The sequence below is a fragment of the Robinsoniella sp. genome (genome assembly GCF_034124845.1).
In genome coordinates, this window is the sequence record NZ_JAWYAJ010000487.1 from 1 (window position 1) to 18,274 (window position 18,274).

The 18,274-nt window shown below is 40.6% G+C and carries 17 protein-coding genes and 1 pseudogene; 16 read left to right on the plus strand and 2 right to left on the minus strand.

Annotated elements, in window-relative coordinates; translation table 11 throughout:
* The 7 genes from ACH2DQ_RS23760 to ACH2DQ_RS23790 all read left to right on the plus strand — a co-directional run.
* A partial coding sequence (locus ACH2DQ_RS23760; protein WP_395028554.1) for a thiamine pyrophosphate-dependent enzyme occupies positions 1–869 on the plus strand: 869 nt, incomplete at its 5' end.
* Positions 870–1,037: 168 nt separating this feature from the next.
* Positions 1,038–1,763: a LytR/AlgR family response regulator transcription factor gene (locus ACH2DQ_RS23765; RefSeq protein ID WP_394912434.1), complete on the plus strand. Its 726-nt coding sequence runs from the start codon at positions 1,038–1,040 to the stop codon at positions 1,761–1,763.
* A gap of 184 nt (positions 1,764–1,947) precedes the next feature.
* Entirely contained in the window at positions 1,948–2,361 is a 414-nt protein-coding gene (locus ACH2DQ_RS23770; RefSeq protein ID WP_394912433.1) for a hypothetical protein, read from the plus strand.
* Positions 2,362–2,630: 269 nt separating this feature from the next.
* Positions 2,631–3,710: a hypothetical protein gene (locus tag ACH2DQ_RS23775; protein WP_394912432.1), complete on the plus strand. Its 1,080-nt coding sequence runs from the start codon at positions 2,631–2,633 to the stop codon at positions 3,708–3,710.
* Positions 3,707–4,510, plus strand: coding sequence for a hypothetical protein (locus ACH2DQ_RS23780; RefSeq protein ID WP_394912431.1), 804 nt, complete (start codon positions 3,707–3,709; stop codon positions 4,508–4,510). The genes ACH2DQ_RS23775 and ACH2DQ_RS23780 overlap by 4 nt, the downstream gene beginning before the upstream one ends.
* Before the next feature lie 268 nt (positions 4,511–4,778).
* A complete protein-coding gene (locus tag ACH2DQ_RS23785; protein WP_394912430.1) occupies positions 4,779–5,372 on the plus strand; it encodes a hypothetical protein in 594 nt (197 codons plus the stop codon).
* Positions 5,373–5,389: 17 nt separating this feature from the next.
* Positions 5,390–6,034: an ABC transporter ATP-binding protein gene (locus ACH2DQ_RS23790; protein ID WP_394912429.1), complete on the plus strand. Its 645-nt coding sequence runs from the start codon at positions 5,390–5,392 to the stop codon at positions 6,032–6,034.
* 114 nt (positions 6,035–6,148) lie between these two features.
* On the opposite strand, the gene ACH2DQ_RS23795 is transcribed toward ACH2DQ_RS23790, so the two are convergent.
* Positions 6,149–7,777: a PucR family transcriptional regulator gene (locus tag ACH2DQ_RS23795; protein ID WP_394912428.1), complete on the minus strand. Its 1,629-nt coding sequence runs from the start codon at positions 7,775–7,777 to the stop codon at positions 6,149–6,151.
* Between the two features lie 211 nt (positions 7,778–7,988).
* On the opposite strand from ACH2DQ_RS23795, the gene ACH2DQ_RS23800 reads away from it, so the two are divergent.
* From ACH2DQ_RS23800 to ACH2DQ_RS23810, 3 genes are read left to right on the plus strand one after another with little or no spacing between them, the layout of a single operon-like run.
* Positions 7,989–9,308: a cytosine permease gene (locus ACH2DQ_RS23800; RefSeq protein ID WP_394912427.1), complete on the plus strand. Its 1,320-nt coding sequence runs from the start codon at positions 7,989–7,991 to the stop codon at positions 9,306–9,308.
* Positions 9,292–10,392: a DUF917 domain-containing protein gene (locus ACH2DQ_RS23805; protein ID WP_394912426.1), complete on the plus strand. Its 1,101-nt coding sequence runs from the start codon at positions 9,292–9,294 to the stop codon at positions 10,390–10,392. The genes ACH2DQ_RS23800 and ACH2DQ_RS23805 overlap by 17 nt, the downstream gene beginning before the upstream one ends.
* A 15-nt stretch (positions 10,393–10,407) precedes the next feature.
* Positions 10,408–11,679: a Sapep family Mn(2+)-dependent dipeptidase gene (locus ACH2DQ_RS23810; RefSeq protein WP_394912425.1), complete on the plus strand. Its 1,272-nt coding sequence runs from the start codon at positions 10,408–10,410 to the stop codon at positions 11,677–11,679.
* 252 nt (positions 11,680–11,931) lie between these two features.
* On the opposite strand, the gene ACH2DQ_RS23815 is transcribed toward ACH2DQ_RS23810, so the two are convergent.
* Positions 11,932–12,024 (minus strand): DUF6783 domain-containing protein, encoded by a 93-nt coding sequence (locus ACH2DQ_RS23815; protein WP_394912541.1) that lies wholly within the window; start codon positions 12,022–12,024, stop codon positions 11,932–11,934.
* Between ACH2DQ_RS23815 and ACH2DQ_RS23820 the strand changes: the two are divergent.
* The 6 genes and pseudogenes from ACH2DQ_RS23820 to ACH2DQ_RS23845 all read left to right on the plus strand — a co-directional run.
* A pseudogene (locus ACH2DQ_RS23820) lies at positions 11,989–12,105 on the plus strand (DUF6783 domain-containing protein); the annotation flags it as partial. The gene ACH2DQ_RS23815 and the pseudogene ACH2DQ_RS23820 sit on opposite strands and share 36 nt — an antisense overlap.
* Before the next feature lie 42 nt (positions 12,106–12,147).
* On the plus strand, positions 12,148–13,257 hold the full coding sequence (locus ACH2DQ_RS23825; RefSeq protein WP_394912540.1) for a sugar ABC transporter substrate-binding protein: 1,110 nt from the start codon (positions 12,148–12,150) through the stop codon (positions 13,255–13,257).
* A 197-nt stretch (positions 13,258–13,454) separates the two neighbouring features.
* Positions 13,455–14,987 carry a sugar ABC transporter ATP-binding protein gene (locus tag ACH2DQ_RS23830; protein ID WP_394912424.1) on the plus strand — a complete coding sequence of 511 codons (1,533 nt, stop codon included), beginning with the start codon at positions 13,455–13,457 and terminating at the stop codon, positions 14,985–14,987.
* The gene (locus ACH2DQ_RS23835; protein ID WP_394912423.1) at positions 14,962–15,906 is read left to right on the plus strand and encodes an ABC transporter permease; all 945 of its coding nucleotides are present in this window, start codon (positions 14,962–14,964) and stop codon (positions 15,904–15,906) included. Before ACH2DQ_RS23830 ends, ACH2DQ_RS23835 begins: the two co-directional genes overlap by 26 nt.
* Positions 15,907–15,920: 14 nt before the next feature.
* Positions 15,921–17,105, plus strand: coding sequence for a zinc-binding dehydrogenase (locus ACH2DQ_RS23840; RefSeq protein WP_394912422.1), 1,185 nt, complete (start codon positions 15,921–15,923; stop codon positions 17,103–17,105).
* Between the two features lie 20 nt (positions 17,106–17,125).
* Positions 17,126–18,190, plus strand: a complete 1,065-nt coding sequence (locus ACH2DQ_RS23845; RefSeq protein ID WP_394912421.1) for an alcohol dehydrogenase catalytic domain-containing protein — start codon at positions 17,126–17,128, stop codon at positions 18,188–18,190.
* Positions 18,191–18,274 lie beyond the last annotated feature (84 nt).

Below are 18,274 nucleotides of genomic sequence, written 5' to 3' on the forward strand. Positions count from 1 at the left end.
TGAGAAACGGCTTAAAAGCAAAAGTTGAAGAAATCATTGCAAACACAGAAGACTCTGATGTAAAAGCTGCTTGCCAGGATTGGATCGATACCTTTAACTCAGGCGCTACAAATGGTTCTGCAACTGACAGAATGGTAGCTGCTTTAGAAGGTAAAGACTGCGATACATGCAAAGAAGTTGTAAATAACAAAGACTTCTTAGCTAAAAAATCTCAGTGGATCTTCGGTGGTGACGGATGGGCTTACGACATCGGTTTCGGTGGAGTTGACCATGTATTAGCAAGCGGACAGGATATCAACATCATGGTATTCGATACAGAAGTTTACTCAAATACAGGTGGACAGTCTTCCAAATCTACACCAACAGGAGCTGTAGCACAGTTCGCTGCCGGTGGTAAAGAAGCGAAGAAAAAAGACCTTGCAAGTATCGCTATGAGCTATGGTTATGTATATGTAGCACAGATCGCTATGGGTGCTGATTACAATCAGACTGTAAAAGCTATTGCAGAAGCAGAAGCTTATCCGGGACCATCCTTAATTATCGCTTATGCTCCATGTATCAACCACGGAATCAAGATTGGTATGAGCAAAGCTCAGACAGAAGAAGAAAACGCAGTAAAAGCTGGTTACTGGCATTGCTTCCGCTTCAACCCAACTTTAGCTTCCGAAGGAAAAGCTGCATTCAGCTTAGACAGCAAGGCTCCAACAGGAGACTACCAGGCATTCTTAGACGGAGAAGTTCGTTACAATTCACTGAAACGTTCTAATCCTGAAAAAGCTGCTGTACTCTTCGCTAAATCTGAAGAATACGCAAAAGAAAGATATGCTTACCTGCAGAAATTAATTACTCTGTATGGTGGAGAACAATAAGATAGAGATATTTTAAAGAAAATTAAGACCGGATGGCGATTGGCTGTCCGGTTTTTTCTTAAGGGTGAGTGGGGAAAAGTACGAGGGAAGAAGGGAAGTTATGAGTTTGATGATAAAATAGTATGGATCGATTTTTTTTATGCTATACTATTTATGGGAGATGATTTTATGATATATATTGCAGTTTGTGATGTAGATAACAAGATATGTTCGGTTATGGAACATATCATTCGAAAGTATGCCCGGGAAAATGCTATTAATGTGGAAATAGACATTTTTTATAGTGGTGAAGCTCTGTGCAAGTCTTTAGAAAGTTCTAATTATTATGATCTGATCTGTTTAGATATTCAATTACAGAAAATGAGTGGGATAGATGTGGGACTCTATTTGAGAGAGAAGCTGGGAAATGATGCAACACATCTCATTTATATTTCTGCAAGTACCAATCACGCTATGAAATTATTTCAGATAAGGCCGTTGAATTTTTTGGTTAAGCCTGTTTATGATTCAGCCATGTGGAAAAATCTGCATAAGGCTGTACAATTAATTGAAAAACAAAACATGTGCTTTCAATATAAAAAAGGCAGGACTTATCATAGAATATTATATAGTAGTATCCTTTATTTTAAAAGTGAAGGTAAAAAAGTATATATCATTTTAGATGATGATAGCAAAGAATTCTATGGGAAAATTGATCTGATTATGTCTGAGGTTCCTCTGCAAAAATTTATAAGAATCCACAAATCGTATATTATTAATTTAAATTATATAAAAGAATATTGTTTTGAATCGGTGAAAATGAGTGATGGTGAGGTTTTGGCTATCAGTAAAACTTATCGAAAAGATATAAGAGAAAAGATACTAAGCCATATGGATGTTGTTGGTGATGTATAGGCAAATCATTGATCTACTTACAGTCTATTTTTACCAAAAAAATATGCATTTTTTACCACATAATAAAAATATCGGGTAAAATGTGTTATAAATATGAATAAAGACGTCTTTTTTACATATTACAATTTATTTTATGGTGGTAGAAAAGCAATACCATCAGATAAGACTGGAAAGGAGAAACAAAATGAAACTGAAAAAACTACTAGTAATACCCAGCATTATGGCTTTAGCTTTGAGTATGGGGTCAGTAGCATTTGCCGGTACGATAGCATTTGATGTTACGGTTGGTGTAAACTCAAACCCAGATCCATATTCTTATCGTGAGGCAAAAGATGACAACGCTCAGACATATTATGTAACAACCTCAGGGTTTAACATAAGAACCGGAAGCATTTATGTCAAATCTATTCCAGCGTATGGCGGAGTTGATTCTTACGAGACAAAATGTACTGCACACTTATCTTCTGCGGGTGAAAGGCGTTATTCAAACTCATATAGAAATGGAACTGCTAAACCACGTCAGCTTTTTTATATGAGTTCTCGACGTGGCTCTTCAGAAGCTATGACAGTCAATGCATGGGGAAAATATTGTCCATAATTTTTAATTATTCTGACCTGGTTTTTTAAGAGCACTTTTGATACTTATGAATCAGACTTGTATCTTGCGGACTATGGCAGTTAAAATTTTAAAAAGATTACTATGTTATGTTTTTAAATTATTGACTGCTTATTCCGTGAGAATACTTTGAAAAAAATAACTGAAAAACAAAAAGAAATGGATTACATATGTTAAACAAAAAATCAAATTTACTAATTGGCATCCTAATAATAAGCTCATTATTATACATTGGATGCCAAGAAAGCGATGTGCCGGTAACGCTTACGCAATTTTCAGAAGCAACCGACATAGATGAGGATACATCCGCTTCAGACAATGACGGAATTACCTTTCCTGAAAAATATGAAAAGGAATCTGGAAATGTAACGTTTGAAACCATGATTGTGCTGAATAAGGATTTTAACCCTAATGAAATTTATGATTATATAGCTACTTTGCAGCAGCCTGACCCATCTAATACCCTGAAGGTACTTTTTTCAGGAATTAACTACCAGGAAGAAATCACGACAAACGACTCTGGTCAGACAGACTATTACTATGCAGGGCAGAATGGGGAAACATTGTTGATATATCCTGAATCAGTTCAATTATACAAATCTTTTGCTGATCATTTGCCAAGGGTACTCAGTCTATCCTACAAATATAATTATAATGGGGACAAATATTCACAGTCGGAGGAATTTTCTTTCGCTGCACGGGACACAGCGCTTACAGATATATTGGATATACTTTCAAAAATGGGCATAACGATTGGGAATGATTATAGCTATAGTGGGTATTCGCTGGACTATCAAACGATGAAAAATGAAGAGACAGTATTAGGGATACAAGGCGAGGCGGATCCCTCACGATACAAGGAGAACTGGTCTTCTGACGATGACTGTTATTATTTTGCCCTGCGCCAGACATGCCAAAAGCTGCCCGTTTATTATATCTACAGCGATATCTATAAAGAAGCCTCTGATGCGTTTGCACAAGTACAGGCTGCCTATTCAAAAGATGGTTTGTTCTATCTTTTGATGGACAAGACCTTTAAATTTCAAAAAGGGGATACAAAGCTAAAATTAAAGAACTTTGAGGAAATTGCTGACACTGTGGAGTACAAGTATGCAAATATCATATCTGATGATAATTATATCGTTACCAAGGCCCAGTTAATGATGATGGCACGGCAGGAAAAGAATGACAATTATCTGTTAACCCCGGTATGGGTATTCGACGTTACCGAGAATCTGAAGCTGCAGTCTGGGGAAGGTTCTGTTGAGGAGCATTCGGTATTGAACCAGGTCATCGTAAATGCGGTTACGGGAGAGGAGATCATCCAATGATAAAGACCTGTGAGAAATTATTCAAATATCTGCGGATGGACATAAGCAGAGGAATTTGTTCCGGGGGATTTCTTCTGGGGATCGCGGGCGTCTTCCTTACCCTGATGTTTGGTACAGTGGATGATATTACTCTGGATACAACGGTTTTCTTTGTCTTTGATCTAATACAGTATGGTATGCCCTCCATGATCGTAATGCTGTTTTGTGCATATCCCTATGCAAACAGTTTCTGTCAGGATATGGAGAATCGTTATGCGTATCTTATGGTTCAGAAGGGATCTGTCTTCCTGTATACTTTATCCAGGTCTATCACGATATTTCTAACTGCCCTGTTGACTTATTCCATTGGAACAATGCTGTTTGTCATGTATCTGCGGTACAGAATGCCCTGGGAGGATGCTAATTTTACCTCTATATCTTTACTACAGGAAGTAGGAGGATTGCGGTATTTTCTTACTCCTGGAAGGTATCCGGTATATTTTTTCCTATTCACCGTACAAAAGGGAATCCTTGCTGCTTCCTTATCCCTTCTGGCAGCGTATGTGTCTCTATATATTGTAAATTCCCTTCTGGTATTGTCAATTCCTGTTATGGGGTACTATTTTTTATTGTATTTAGGAAACTCCATATGGGGGCATGACTCTGTTTTTAATGTTTCCATAATATTTGATGCCAGTTATAATATATGGGAAAATGACCTTGCATCCTTTTTGTGGCCAATTCTTTTGGGAGTTATATTTTCAGGCTGTCTGATTGGTCTTATATACAAAAAAGTCAGAGGGAGGATCCGGTGTGCATAATATTATATCTATTCTAAACTTAACATATTGCGAAACCCGGCATAAGATATGCTCTAAACGCAGCGTTACTTTTCTTATACTATTAGCTTTTCTAATCTTCGTATATATATCGCCGCTGAAGGCTGTATCCAAGGATGCCGGATATAAAATATCGCCCTGGGTCTTTCCACATTTGATGTCACACCTGTACTTTTTATTTACATTTATTTTGGGAATTATTTATTTCTACTCAAATGCACCGTTCTTAAATCATGCAGGTATGTACCAAATGATTCGCAGCGGACGTTATCGCTGGTGTATTTCCCAGATCATAAGCATTATTTTTAGTGGATTCACTCTTGCAGCGGCAGCGTTATTGCTCTCGGCCATCATACTTGCACCAAGGGTTTTTCTTACCAGTGAATGGGGGAAGCTGCTGCATACGCTTTCCCTTACGGACCTGGGAGCCTCATACAATTTGTCTTTTGCCATTTCTTATAATTTAATAAATAAATTACAGCCAATTCCCGCCATGTTGCTGGCATGGGGCGTTTGCGGACTTACCATTTCTTTTACGGGAATTTTTTTGTTCTTTTTCAGTGTTTTTATAAATCGTACTGCTGCAATCAGCATAACTATGGTTCTGTTAACTGGGGTTGTGATAGTTGAAAACTTTCTTCCGAAAATTCAGGAACGGTTATACTATTTTTTGCCCCTGGCATGGATGCAGATTACAAGAATTGGGGAGACTCGATTTGGGTATGGGACTATCCCTCCATTGCATTACAGCATACCGGCACTTTGCATTTTGATTATACTAATGTCGGTTCTCATACTAATCAGATTTAAGTACATTGAGTTAAAATGGAACAAGGAAGAATAAATAAGGAGTTGAAATGAATGTTAACAGAAAGCATTATTAAAATTGTGGATGCATCAAAAAGCTTCAAAAATCAAAAAGTTCTACAAAATATTTCATTGGAGTGCGGATCGGGTAAAATCTATGGCATCATTGGAAGGAACGGATCAGGTAAAACGGTTTTATTCAAATGCATATGCGGATTTTTGAAACTGGATGAAGGGGAGATACGAGTTGAAGGCAAAAAGATGGGACAGGACCTTGATCTTTTAACCAATAGCGGAATTATTATCGAAGAACCTGCTTTTCTAAAAAATGAAAATGGGTATAAAAATTTGGAATACCTCTACATGATTAACAACAAAAAGAACAAAGACCACCTTGTTCATATTCTTAACAAGGTAGGCTTGGATGCCCTATCGAAAAAAAAGGTTGGAAATTATTCCATGGGGATGCGGCAACGGCTGGCCATAGCTCAGGCGATCATGGAGGACAAGGAAATCTTAATCCTGGATGAACCCATGAACGGACTGGACAACCAGGGGGTCCTTGAAATGAGAGAGTTATTTCTGGAACTGAAGGCTAGTGGCAAAACGATTCTGCTTGCAAGCCATAACAAAGAGGATATCAATGTGTTATGCGATGAAGTATATGAAATAGACCGGGGTATCATGAAGCGAGTTTGAAATTGTTTCATATATGCTGTACGTCACACTTACAGGAAATGATCCCAAACACGGAGAATAGCATGCTGCGCTGACCATTTCGGTGGAAAACGCCGGGCAATCAAATGAATTTACTTATGATGATAAACCCATCATGCGATAAATCCCAATTGCCCGATAGACCATATAAGCCTCCGGCATGCTTGTAATATCATAATTCAAAATTTTCTTAATCTTATTCAACCGGTATTGAATCGTGTTTCGATGAAGAAACATGAGTTCGCCGGTTTTTTTTGTGTCGCTGTCGGCATCCAGCCAATAGACAGCCAGGGTTTGAAGCAGGTCAGTGCCATCACTTTCTTTGAAGAGCGGGTTCAGACATTCAAGAATATTTTCTTCTGTTCTTTTTCTGGATTCCATTTGCAGCTTACGGCACTCCCGGGCGAAAATCAGTTCATAGGTGGTGAATAGTTTTCGAAGCGGGTAGATCTGTGTGGAATACTTGTAATACTCTGTATATAATAAGAACATTTTCTGCACATGTAAGGTGTCCTCAAGATTGGTAAAGATGGTAAAGGAAGCTTCCGGTTCGACTTCAAATATGGACTCCATTAAAGTATGGCGAATATTCAGGTCGTTTTTAGAGACAGTTGAATAAGAGAGAAATATAACCAGAAGTTTATTGTACACATCTGCTATTGCCGGGCGCTCTAAAATGCGCAGTTCATTTCTTGCGATTTTAGCCAGATGTTCCAGCCGGTGCTGGTTCTGAACCAGTGACTGTGTCTCATCTTTTAAGTTTACCAGGAGCATGGTGTTAATGGATGCGATATCCAGGTGAAAAGCCTGGGCTATATTATACACACGATCCGGGCTGTCCCCCAGAATGGCAGGAATCAGGGCATCCAACTGCATGGAATCGATATTGCATTTCCAGATGCTGGAGAATAGCTGAAGTAATTCTACTGCCTGGAACAGACTGTTTTTGCTCAGCGTACCCATGGTATCCAAAGCCAGCAGACGTAAATGACGGTAGGGGACATCGGTAAATGGAATACAGTAAGCCTTCATTTTCGATTCTCCCGGAAGCGACAGCAATAAGATAGCATCTTCCGTATCCCTGGAATGATCCGAAGCCTGAAAAGGGGAGAGAAGCGCTTCTGCATCTATTGGACTGGTTACGGGCCATTTTACAAAACAGATGCACCGTGAGGAAGTATCGGTGAGCAGGAGGCTGGATTTTAGGTGAATACTCATCATCTGAATGACATTTCCCAGGGTACGCTGATGTTTTGGAAGCTGTGATATACGTTCCAGCATCTGGTTCACATAACGGGATTCCTTTTGGTGGTTTAAAAACACGGCTTCCATAACATCTGAGATCACATCATTATAACCCAGATCCATCCTGTTATAGGGCATAGCAATCAGAGGCAGAGAGAGTTCATTGGATTTTGCAATGAGCTTTTCGTTTATTTCCGGAAGAAAATGTCCCACATAGTAAAGGACGATACCCACATCTCCGGATTCATAGAGCATCTCAATCGTGTGGCATTGGGCGTTTACGTCATCTTTGATGGAAGTAAATGCCGTTAATAAAAGTTCATTGGGAGTGAAGAGCTGTCTGTTGGATAACATATCACTGTCAACCAGCTCCAACACCGATATAGAGTTCACTATTTTATTCAGCCCTTTGTGCCCTGAAACAACAGAACTTTCCCGTAAAGACGGTAATTTTAGACAGTCAGCAACCGTAAGACTCATGAAAAATGCTCCTTTCAGGTTTGTTTTTTGATATCATTTGTCATATCTTAAGAATTCATGTAATATTATTATACCCTGTTTGAAGAGGGAGTGTAAAGTCTTTTGTGCAGGGAAACAAAATTAGATGCTGTTGTTTGTGTTTGGTATGAATGACTTTTTATACTTAAAATATTATAATAATACAAATGAAAAAATATATAGGAGGATTATCGTGGAGAATAAGAATAGTAATCAAATTGAAGCTTTTGCACTGGAACCGGTCTCAGCTGAAAACCGGAAGAGCTGGATATCCGTAACCTTTGTTCAGGCGGGTATGTTTATCTGTGTACCATCTCTGCTGTTAGGGGCTATGCTTGCCCAATCAATGTCATTCTGGCATGCGGCTATTGCAGGTATTCTGGGATATTTACTGACGCTTGTACTGACCTTTGTGCTGGGGATGCAGGGAGCGGATCTTGGAATACCCACCTGTGCAATCTGCCAGTCAACATTTGGAAGAAAAGGTGTCAGGCTGATTGTAAGCTCGCTGTTTGGAATTTCTTTAATGGGCTGGTTTGGTCTTCAGACCAGTGTCTGCGGAGAAGCATTTACCAATATTATCCGGGAAGGGTTTGGATTTACGATTCCGGTCAGCGTATCTTCTGTGATCTGGGGGCTGATAATGCTGGCTACTGCTGTATTTGGCATGAATGCGCTGAATAAGCTGGATTCTCTGTCGGTTCCACTGATGGTATTTATTATGGTGCTGGGAACGGTATTGGCTCTTCGCAGTTATGGAACTGCAGGACTTGGAACCGAAGTAGAAGAAAGTATGAGTATCATGCAGGGAATAGGACTTTCTTTTAGTTTTTCGGCTGTGGGGGCAATCACCGCTGCGGATATTACCAGATTTCAGAGAAACAGGAAAGATACGATTAAGTCGTCTTTCTGGGGGATTATGCCGGCAGGACTTTTTACATTGGTACTTGGGATTTTAATGACGAAGATCACCGGAGTATATGATATCAGCATGGTACTGGTAGCGGTAGGAATTCCGTTCCTTGGAATCATTATTCTGGTATTGGCAACCTGGACAACCAATTCCTTAAATGCATACTGCGGCGGATTGAATGTGATTATGACCTTTAATCTCCCGGACAACCGGAGAAGAGAAGCTACTTTTGCCGCGGGTATTGTAGGAATTTTATTATCGGTTCTTGGAATTCTGGGGCATATCGAACAGTTTTTGAGCCTGTTATCCTATGTATTTTCTGCAATAGGCGGAGTTATGATTGCGGATTACTGGTTCGTAGGCAAGGGAAAAAAGGAAAACTGGCATCCACAGGAAGGATATAACTGGACGGGTATTATAGCTACAATTCTGGGTGTGGGGGGAGCAGCGTTAATTGGAATCGAATATTCCGGGATTTTATTTGCACTGGTTATCTTTCTGATTATTGAGAGATTCATACCATCCCAGTCCAGAAATAAAAATACACAAGCTGTAAATGAGGAAAAAATAGGAGGAACAATCAATGAGAACATTATCTAAACTGGAAATAATTGATATTTTATATGGCTGCACGATTTTGGGAACCGGCGGAGGTGGGGATCTGGAATTAGGACTGGATGTTATGCAGCAGGATTTCGATGAAGGAAAAGAACTTCGCATGGTAGATTTAGATGAAATACCGGATGATGCTTATGTGGCAACTCCTTATATGTGCGGTGCGCCGTCTGCATTAGGAGAGGAAATAGAAGATAAATACAAGAGACTTCCGCAGCTTGGATATCCGGAATCCCTTCTGGCATTCCGTACACTGGAAAGCTATTATAACAAGAAGTTTTATGCGGTATCTTCTACCGAGTTAGGCGGAGCCAATACAGCTTATGCACTTCATGTTGCATGCCAGCTGGGCTTGCCGATTGTGGATGCGGATCCGGCAGGACGTTCTGTTCCGGAACTTCAGCACAGCACCTATTATGTAAAAGATATTCCCATTGCACCCATGGCGCTGGCTACCCAGTTTGGAGATACTATGGTGTTAAAGGATGTGGTGGACGATCTTCGCTCTGAAGACATCGTGAGGGCTGTGGCAGTAGCCAGCGGAAATAAAATCGGAGTAGCAGACCATCCGATTACCGGTGATAAGTTAAAAGGTGCAACCATACCAAACGCCATTACATATGCTTTGAAAATTGGACAAGCGCTGAGAGAAGCACGTGATAATCAGGAAGATGCAGCGGAGAAAATTACAGCTGCAGCAGGCGGAAAAATTTTGTTCAGAGGTAAGGTAACGGAATTCCCCTGGGAGCAGACCGGCGGATTTAACGTGGGCGAAGTTTCCCTGGATGGAACGGATGAATATGCAGGAGAAACATATAAAGTATGGTTTAAAAATGAACATATTCTCTCTTACCACAATGGGAAAATGGATATCACGGTGCCGGATCTGATCTGCGTTGTAGATAAGAAAGGAAACCCCATTACCAATCCCAATTATCAGGTTGGTCAGGAACTGACGATCTTCGTTCTGCCGGCACCTGAAATCTGGACAACCAAAAGAGGTTTGGAAGTATTTGGTCCACGAAGCTTTGGATTTGATGTGGATTACGTACCATTTACCGAGAAATAGAAAAGAGGAAAGCATATGATTGAAAAATTACAGGAGTTGATTGCGATTCCCAGTGTATCGGAAAAAGGTGATGATCACGCTCCTTATGGAGCCGAAACGGCGAAGGCACTGGAGTATGTGCTGAATCTGTGCAGGGACTTTGGTTTTCGTACAAAAAACTGTGAGAATCAGGCAGGATATGCAGAAATCGGCAGCGGCGATGAGATGATCGGCATCTTGTGTCATCTGGATGTGGTTCCGGCTGGAAATGGCTGGACTTATCCGCCATTCGCAGGGGAAATCCATGACGGCAGACTTTATGGCAGGGGAGCGGTGGATGATAAAGGTCCGGCAATCGCAAGTATTTTTGCTATGAAGGAATTATTGGATATGGGCATACCTCTGAAAAAAAGAATCCGTATCATCTTTGGACAGTCAGAAGAAACCGGTGACTGGACGGATATGGAATATTATAAACAGCATGAAGAGCTTCCTTCTTATGGATTTACACCGGATGCTGACTTTCCGGTTATTTATGGAGAAAAGGGTATTCTACAGATTACCCTTTCCATGGATCAGCAGAAATCCGGGTTCCTTTTGGTGTCAGGCGGAAATGCACCAAATGTAGTAGCGGATCAGGCATCCTGTACGGTGCTTGGAGCAGAGGGTGAAAAGCTGCAATTTCAGGCAAATGGAAAAGCGGCACATGGCAGCACGCCGGAAGGAGGCGAAAATGCTATATCCAATCTGATGGATTTATTAATTAAGGAAATGGAAGAAAGGCATTTTAAGTGTCCGTTTGCCGAATTCTATATGGATAAAATCGGATATGCGCTTCATGGAGAACAGATCAACTGCGAACTTTCTGATGAAGCAAGCGGTAAAATCTCTTTTAATGCAGGCATGATCCGGATCCAGGAAAGCAGCGTGGAATTGTCCGTTGATATCCGCTATCCTGTTACCTGTAAGGAAGAGGAAGTTATCTTAAGGATTAAGCAGCAGGCAGAACCATATGGGGTAAAGGTTTCGGTTTGTGAAAGCATGGCTCCGGTTTATCTGGATAAGAATACACCGGTAATCCGTGCACTCATGGAGGTTTACCATGAGGAAACAGGAGATGATACGCCTGCAATGACAATGGGTGGCGGCACCTATGCCAGAGCGATGGAAGGAATCGTAGCCTTCGGACCGCTGTTCCCGGGCAGGGAGTGTACGGAGCATCAGAAGGATGAGTATATTCTGCTTGAAGATCTTGAGAAGGCAAAGGAAATTTATAAGAAGGCTTTGTGGAGACTGGTAGAGTTGTAGGAGAAAGTAAATGGAAACTGCTGTATACGGACGTATGTTGGTATATGGCAGTTTTTTGCTTTTATAAACTGAAGTTTAAAAATATGTACTATTATATATAAAAATGGATAATGTGCATATAAAATAAGACATATTTGTTTAAAAATATACATAATGCACAAAGAAGTATTGAAAAATACACTTATAAATGATAATATGGCGGTACATAAAGGAAATATCAATCTTCGTGGAAAGGAGAAGGCAGAAAGAGAATTAACAGCAAATTATTGGTAGAAGAAAGTCAAGGGCGGTTTGGAAATTCTCCGCCATCTGCACGCTACACTTTGCGGTATATTTGCCCCGAATTCAGGTTACATAGTTCGCTTGTCGCCCTTCATTCGGAACAAATCTCCCACAAACTGGATCGCACAGTTGTCAGAAAGCAATTTCCAAGCAAGCCCTAAACAAAGGATGATTGGAGGATTACGAATGAAGAAGAAAATGATTAGTATGGTTTTAGGGATGGTAGTGGTTTTAACATTACTCAGCGGATGTTCTATGGGGGATGAAGCAAAGGCGACGGAGGCCGCAAAGACCAGCGAAGCGGCGGATACGGATGCAGCAAAAGAAACGGAAAAAGCATCAGATGAAATAAAAGAAACAGTAGCCAAAGCAGCTGAGGAAGCGACAGAAACAGAGACAGCAAAAACTGCTTCCGATACTGGTGAAAAGCTGAAAGTGGGATTTTGTCCTATGGATCTTTCGAATCCATTCTTTGCCCAGATGGCAAGCTCTGCAAAAAGCGCCGCAGAAGAAAATAATGTGGAATTGGTTGTTACGGATGGACAATCTGATTCCCAAAAGCAGGTAACAGCATTAGAGAACTTTATCTCCCAGGGATGTAAGGCAATTATAGTTGTTCCGGTAGACGGTGAATCATTGAAAACAACAATAGAAGAAGCAGAAAAGTCTGGTATACCTGTTATCACTCATACTACGAAGGTAGATGCGGCAAGCGCTTTTATATCCATTGATGAAACAGATATGGGTACTACAATCGGATCTGAATGCGGAAAATGGATGAAGGAGACATTTGGTGATGAAGAAGTACAGTATGCTATTCTTAATCAGCCTACATTGCCGCAGATCATAAACAGAGAAAAAGGAATACAGGCAGGTATAGCAGAGTATGCACCAAATGCAAAGCTGGTTACGACAGTAGCGGCTTGGCTGCCGGACATGGGAATGGAAGCAGCAGAAACAATCCTGCAGGCTTATCCGGATGTAAAAGCAATTGTGGGTATCAATGACAGCGGGGCTTTGGGTGCATATGAGGCATGTTCAGCTGCAAACATAGGAGATCAATTCTTTATAGGCGGTGTGGATGGGACAGAGGCAGGAGTAGAAAAAATTGCAGCAGGCACAATCTACAGAGCTTCGGTGGATATCGGACCTGTTCCTACCGGTGTTATGATGATCGATTATGCAAAGAAGCTGTGCAATGGGGAAGAGGTACCAAAAGAAACAATGGTGGAAGTAAAAGCGATCAATAAAGACAATGCACAGGAATATCTGGATGCGTTTAAAGAGGTTAAATAGACTTTTGAGGCGTATGGTGCAAAATAATTAACTATATTTGCAATAAAATACTAAGCGGATATTTGATGCAGGGTGCAATTGTGCGCTGTATCCTGCAACAGATTACTCAGTTATGAATCAGAGTGTGTTTGAAAAATCAAGCAGCCAGAAAGGATTTTTCAAACACGCGCTGGTAAAACAGAACAGGTGGTAAAGATATGTCAAAAAAAGTCAGCTTAAAAATGGTTAATATATGTAAATCCTATCCCGGTGTAAAAGCATTGTCAAATGTATCCATAGATTTATACGAAGGGGAAGTACATGCTTTATTAGGAGAAAATGGAGCTGGTAAATCTACATTGTGTAAAATTATTGCAGGTGCGCAGCAGATGGATTCCGGTGAATATTTTATTAATGGAAAACAGATTTATCATTTGACACCGCACACTGCGAAAGAACACGGAGTTGGAATTATCTATCAGGAGTTTAATCTGGTTCCTTATTTAAAAGTATATGAAAATCTTTTTTTGGGAAAAGAAATCAAAAAAGGACCAAACACCGATAAAAAAGAGATGGTAAAAAGAACAAAAGAAGTTTTTGATCGGCTGAAAATAGATATAGATCCCAGTGCAAGAATCTGTGATTTGTCAAATGCGTATAAACAATTGGTAGAGATAGCGAAGGCCGTTTTGGAAAAGGCAAAGATATTATGTATGGATGAACCTACTGCTCCGTTAACTAACAGGGAGGTATCTATTTTATTTGATTTAATAGCAGATTTAAAGAAACAGGGAGTTACCATCATCTATATCTCTCATCGCCTGGAAGAATTATTTGAAGTAGCAGACCGAATTACGATAATGAGAGATGGTGAATATGTAAAAACAGTAGAAACTTCAGAGACAAATCGAAAGGAATTGGTAGGGCTGATGGTTGGCAGAGAACTTGGAGAGGATTTTCCAAAACGATCTGTTGAATTAGGGGAAGAAGTATTAAGAGTCGAAAATCTGTCTGCATCAAAAAAATTAAAAGATATTTCATTTGTGCTGAGAAAAGGGGAGATACTGGGGTTTGCCGGGCTTGTTGGGGCTGGGCGGACAGAAGTTATGCGTGCAATATTTGGAGCAGATAAAAAGATAACAGGAGAAATCTATATTCATGGAAGAAAAACGGAAATAAAGAAACCTGAGGATGCGATAAAAAATGGTATCGGTTTAATTCCGGAAGACAGAAAAGGACAGGGGGTTTCTCTGACCATGTCTGTGAGAGAAAATATTTCACTGATTAAGTTGAAGGATATCTGCAGATTAATGACGATAGACAAAAAAAGAGATGAAGGAATATCGAAACAATATATAGCTGCCTTGTCGATAAAAACACCCACAATGGAACAAAAGGTTAAAAATCTAAGCGGTGGAAACCAACAAAAAGTTGCACTGGCAAAGTGGCTTACTATGGATACGGATATCATCATACTGGATGAACCTACCAGAGGGATTGACGTTGGTGCAAAGCAGGAGATATATGTGCTGATGAACCAACTGGCGGAAAGTGGGAAATCCATTATAATGATTTCTTCTGAGATGCCGGAACTGATTGGTATGAGTGACAGAATTCTTGCTATGTATGAAGGAAGAATTAAAGGTGAAGTAAGTGATGAATTGGCAACCCAGCAAAATATATTGGAATTGGCTTCCGGTGGAAAAACAGGCGAGGTGGAACAGGATGAAGAAAAAGATTTCGTTAAGTAAATATGGCGTTTATATTATATTACTGCTTTTGATTCTGGTATTTACGTTTACGACAGACTCCTTTATGACAGGCAAAAATATACTGAATATCGGAAGGCAGGTTTCTATGATCGGAATCTGTGCAGTTGGAATGACAATGGTTCTGCTTACAGGAGGAATAGATATTTCCGTGGGGGCAATGATTGCATTAACCGGGGTTATTTGTTCAAAATTGATGGTAGAATCAGGTCTGCATATGATACTGGCAATTCTGATTACGCTGGGGATTGGTACCGCTCTGGGTTTGTTTGTAGGTTTTATGGTTACAAGATTCGGGGTGCCGGCTTTGATAGCCACGCTTGCCATGCAGACAATTGCAAAGGGGATTGCATATATTCTGACCGGTGGTATACCGATTTATGGGTTGGATGATTCCTTCCGGATATTTGGCCAGGGATATATATGGATTATTCCAACACCACTTGTCATTATGGTTCTGGTATTTATTTTTGGATATTGGATGCTGGAAAAAACCTGTTTTGGACGACATGTCTATGCCATAGGCGGAAATGAAGAAGTTGCCCGCCTTTCAGGGATAAATGTTGCAAAGCGGAAGATGCAGATATATTCTTTCAGTGGTTTTTTTGCATCTCTCTCTGGTATTATTATGCTGTCCAGAATTAATTCCGGACAGCCTGCCGTAGGCACGGGATTTGAGATGGATGTTATTACCGGTGCTGTTTTAGGGGGAGTCAGTGTTGCAGGCGGAGAAGGCAGAATTACAAATGTAATTGCCGGTGTCTTAATAATGGGGATTTTAAGTAATGGTATGGTTCTTTTGAATCTGGATGAATATTGGCAATGGGTGGTAAAGGGAATTGTCCTGTTTATTGCAGTGGCATTTGACAATATACAGAAGAAAAGAGATCAGGCAAAATAGAGGAGGACTTGAATATGGGTGAGACTTGTAGAGCGGCAGTTTGGGTAAAAGCAAATGATATCCGGGTAATGGATGTAAAAATGCCTGAATGCGGTGATGACGGTATGATTATTAAAGTAGAGGCAGCAAGTGTATGTGGTACGGATTTACATGTTTACCGTAATGATCCTTCAGTCCCTACGATACTTGGACATGAAGTATGCGGAACGATTGTTGAAATGGGAGTACATGCAAATCAGGCGATTAAGTGTTTTACTGGAAAATTGCATGTGGGAGACAGAATTAATATCTATCCATGGATAACCTGTGGGCATTGCGTAAACTGTCTTACTTACGGGGTGGGGGCCTGCGGAGTATGTGATAATTCTTTTGTGTATGGATTACCTTATGAATGCCTGGGATTGGGGGGAAGACCGGTAATTTCTTCTTCTATGGAAACAGAACCTTATATCAAAGGTGGATTTTCAGAATATATGTATGTATTTCCTGGAACTTTTGTATGGCAGGTACCGGCGGAAATGCCTAATCACATTGCATCACTGCTTGACCCAATGGCGGTAGCCATGCGGACGGTAGAATTGGCACAGCGTGCACCGGGGGTATTTGAAGACAGCCTTAATTTTAATTCTACGGTTTTGGTGATTGGAGACGGGCAGATAGGTGCATTGACTGGGGCGTGCGCTAAAGCCCTGGGGATAAAGAATTTAATTATTGCAGGGGGAAGAGACGAAAGACTTGCCATAGCAAAAGAAGTGTCCGGTGCAGATTGTGTGATGAATTATCATAAGCTTTCTTTGGAAGAGCGAAAAGAAATTGTGGATTCCTTTACAGATGGCAGAGGTGCCGATGTGGTATTTCAGTGTGTGGGCAGCCCTATGGCATTTCGGGATGGCATTGAGTTGATGAAGCAGGTTGGTACTTTAGTAGAGACAGGTAATATTGCGGAAGCGGCACCTATAGACTTTGATCCCGCAAGAGATTTGTGCTGTAAGCATGCCACTTATGTGGGGATGAGTATTAATACACCCAGCGCATTTAATAAAGCTTATCAGGCACTTTTTAAATATAAAGAAATGCATTTGGAGCGATTATTTACTCATAGATGTACTCTGGATACCTTGTTGGATACAATGAATGATTCTAAAAATCCGTCGTATATGAAAAGCTGGGTTGATTTTTCCGGAATCGAGCATGTTTGAAAAGACAGGAGGAGATATAAATGGAAGGTAAGATGAAAGCACTCAGAATGTATGCACCAAATGATTTTCGGATTGAGGAAATACCAATTCCGGATATCCGGGAAGATGAAATTCTAATAAAGGTAGAAGCATGCGGCATCTGTGCAGGTGATGTGAAAACGCTTCACGGAGGTATCCGTGTCTGGGGGACAACGCCGGAAAACAGATACATTGAGGCACCTATTACCGGTGGACATGAGTTTGTAGGAAGAGTAGTGGAATTTGGCAGTAAAGTAAATGGTATTAAATTAGGAGATAGAATGGTATCAGAGCAGATCGTGCCCTGCGGCGAATGCCGTTTTTGCAGAGAGGGTAATTATTCTATGTGTCATCGCCATTACATCTATGGTTTTAAACAGGAAACTCCGGGAGGATTTGCTGAATATATGAAATTTCACCACAGCGGGATACATCATATAATTCCGGAAGGAATGAGTGCCTGGGAGGCGACGCTAATTGAGCCGTTAGCATGCGCCATGCATGCAGTGGACAGAGCAAAGATCGGACATAGTGATATTGTTGTCATTGGAGGGTTAGGAGCGATCGGTCTTGGAATGGTCAGTGCAGCCAGAAAACTGGAACCAAAAATGATTATCGGTTTGGATTTAAGGAGAAAACGATTAGAACTGGCAAAACAATACGGTGCGGACCTTGTTATGAATCCGATGGATATGGATGTGGTGGAAGAAATAAAGAAACTGACAGAGGGGTATGGATGCGATGTCTATATCGAAGCTTCCGGAAGTGAAAAAAGTGTAAAGCAGGGAATGGGAGCAATTCGGTTTCAGGGAAGATATGTTCAATTTGGTGTCTTTCCTGAAGAAATAACAGTTGACTGGAATGATATTGGAGATGGAAAAGAAATCGATATCTATGGAGCGCATCTTGCACCATACTGCTATCGTCCGGTTATACATGGAATTATGAATGGAAGCATACATACAGAAGGCTTGATGACACATACCTATCGGTTGGAGGATTGGAAGGAGGCGTTTGAAACGGCGGAGAAAAATCCAGATGCATTAAAGGTTATGCTGGTACCTTAAAAATAGTTAAACAGAAATGACAAGGTGTTGTTTTATATTTGGTAAAAAAAGCGTGATAGATATTATTCTATGACGCTTTTTTAG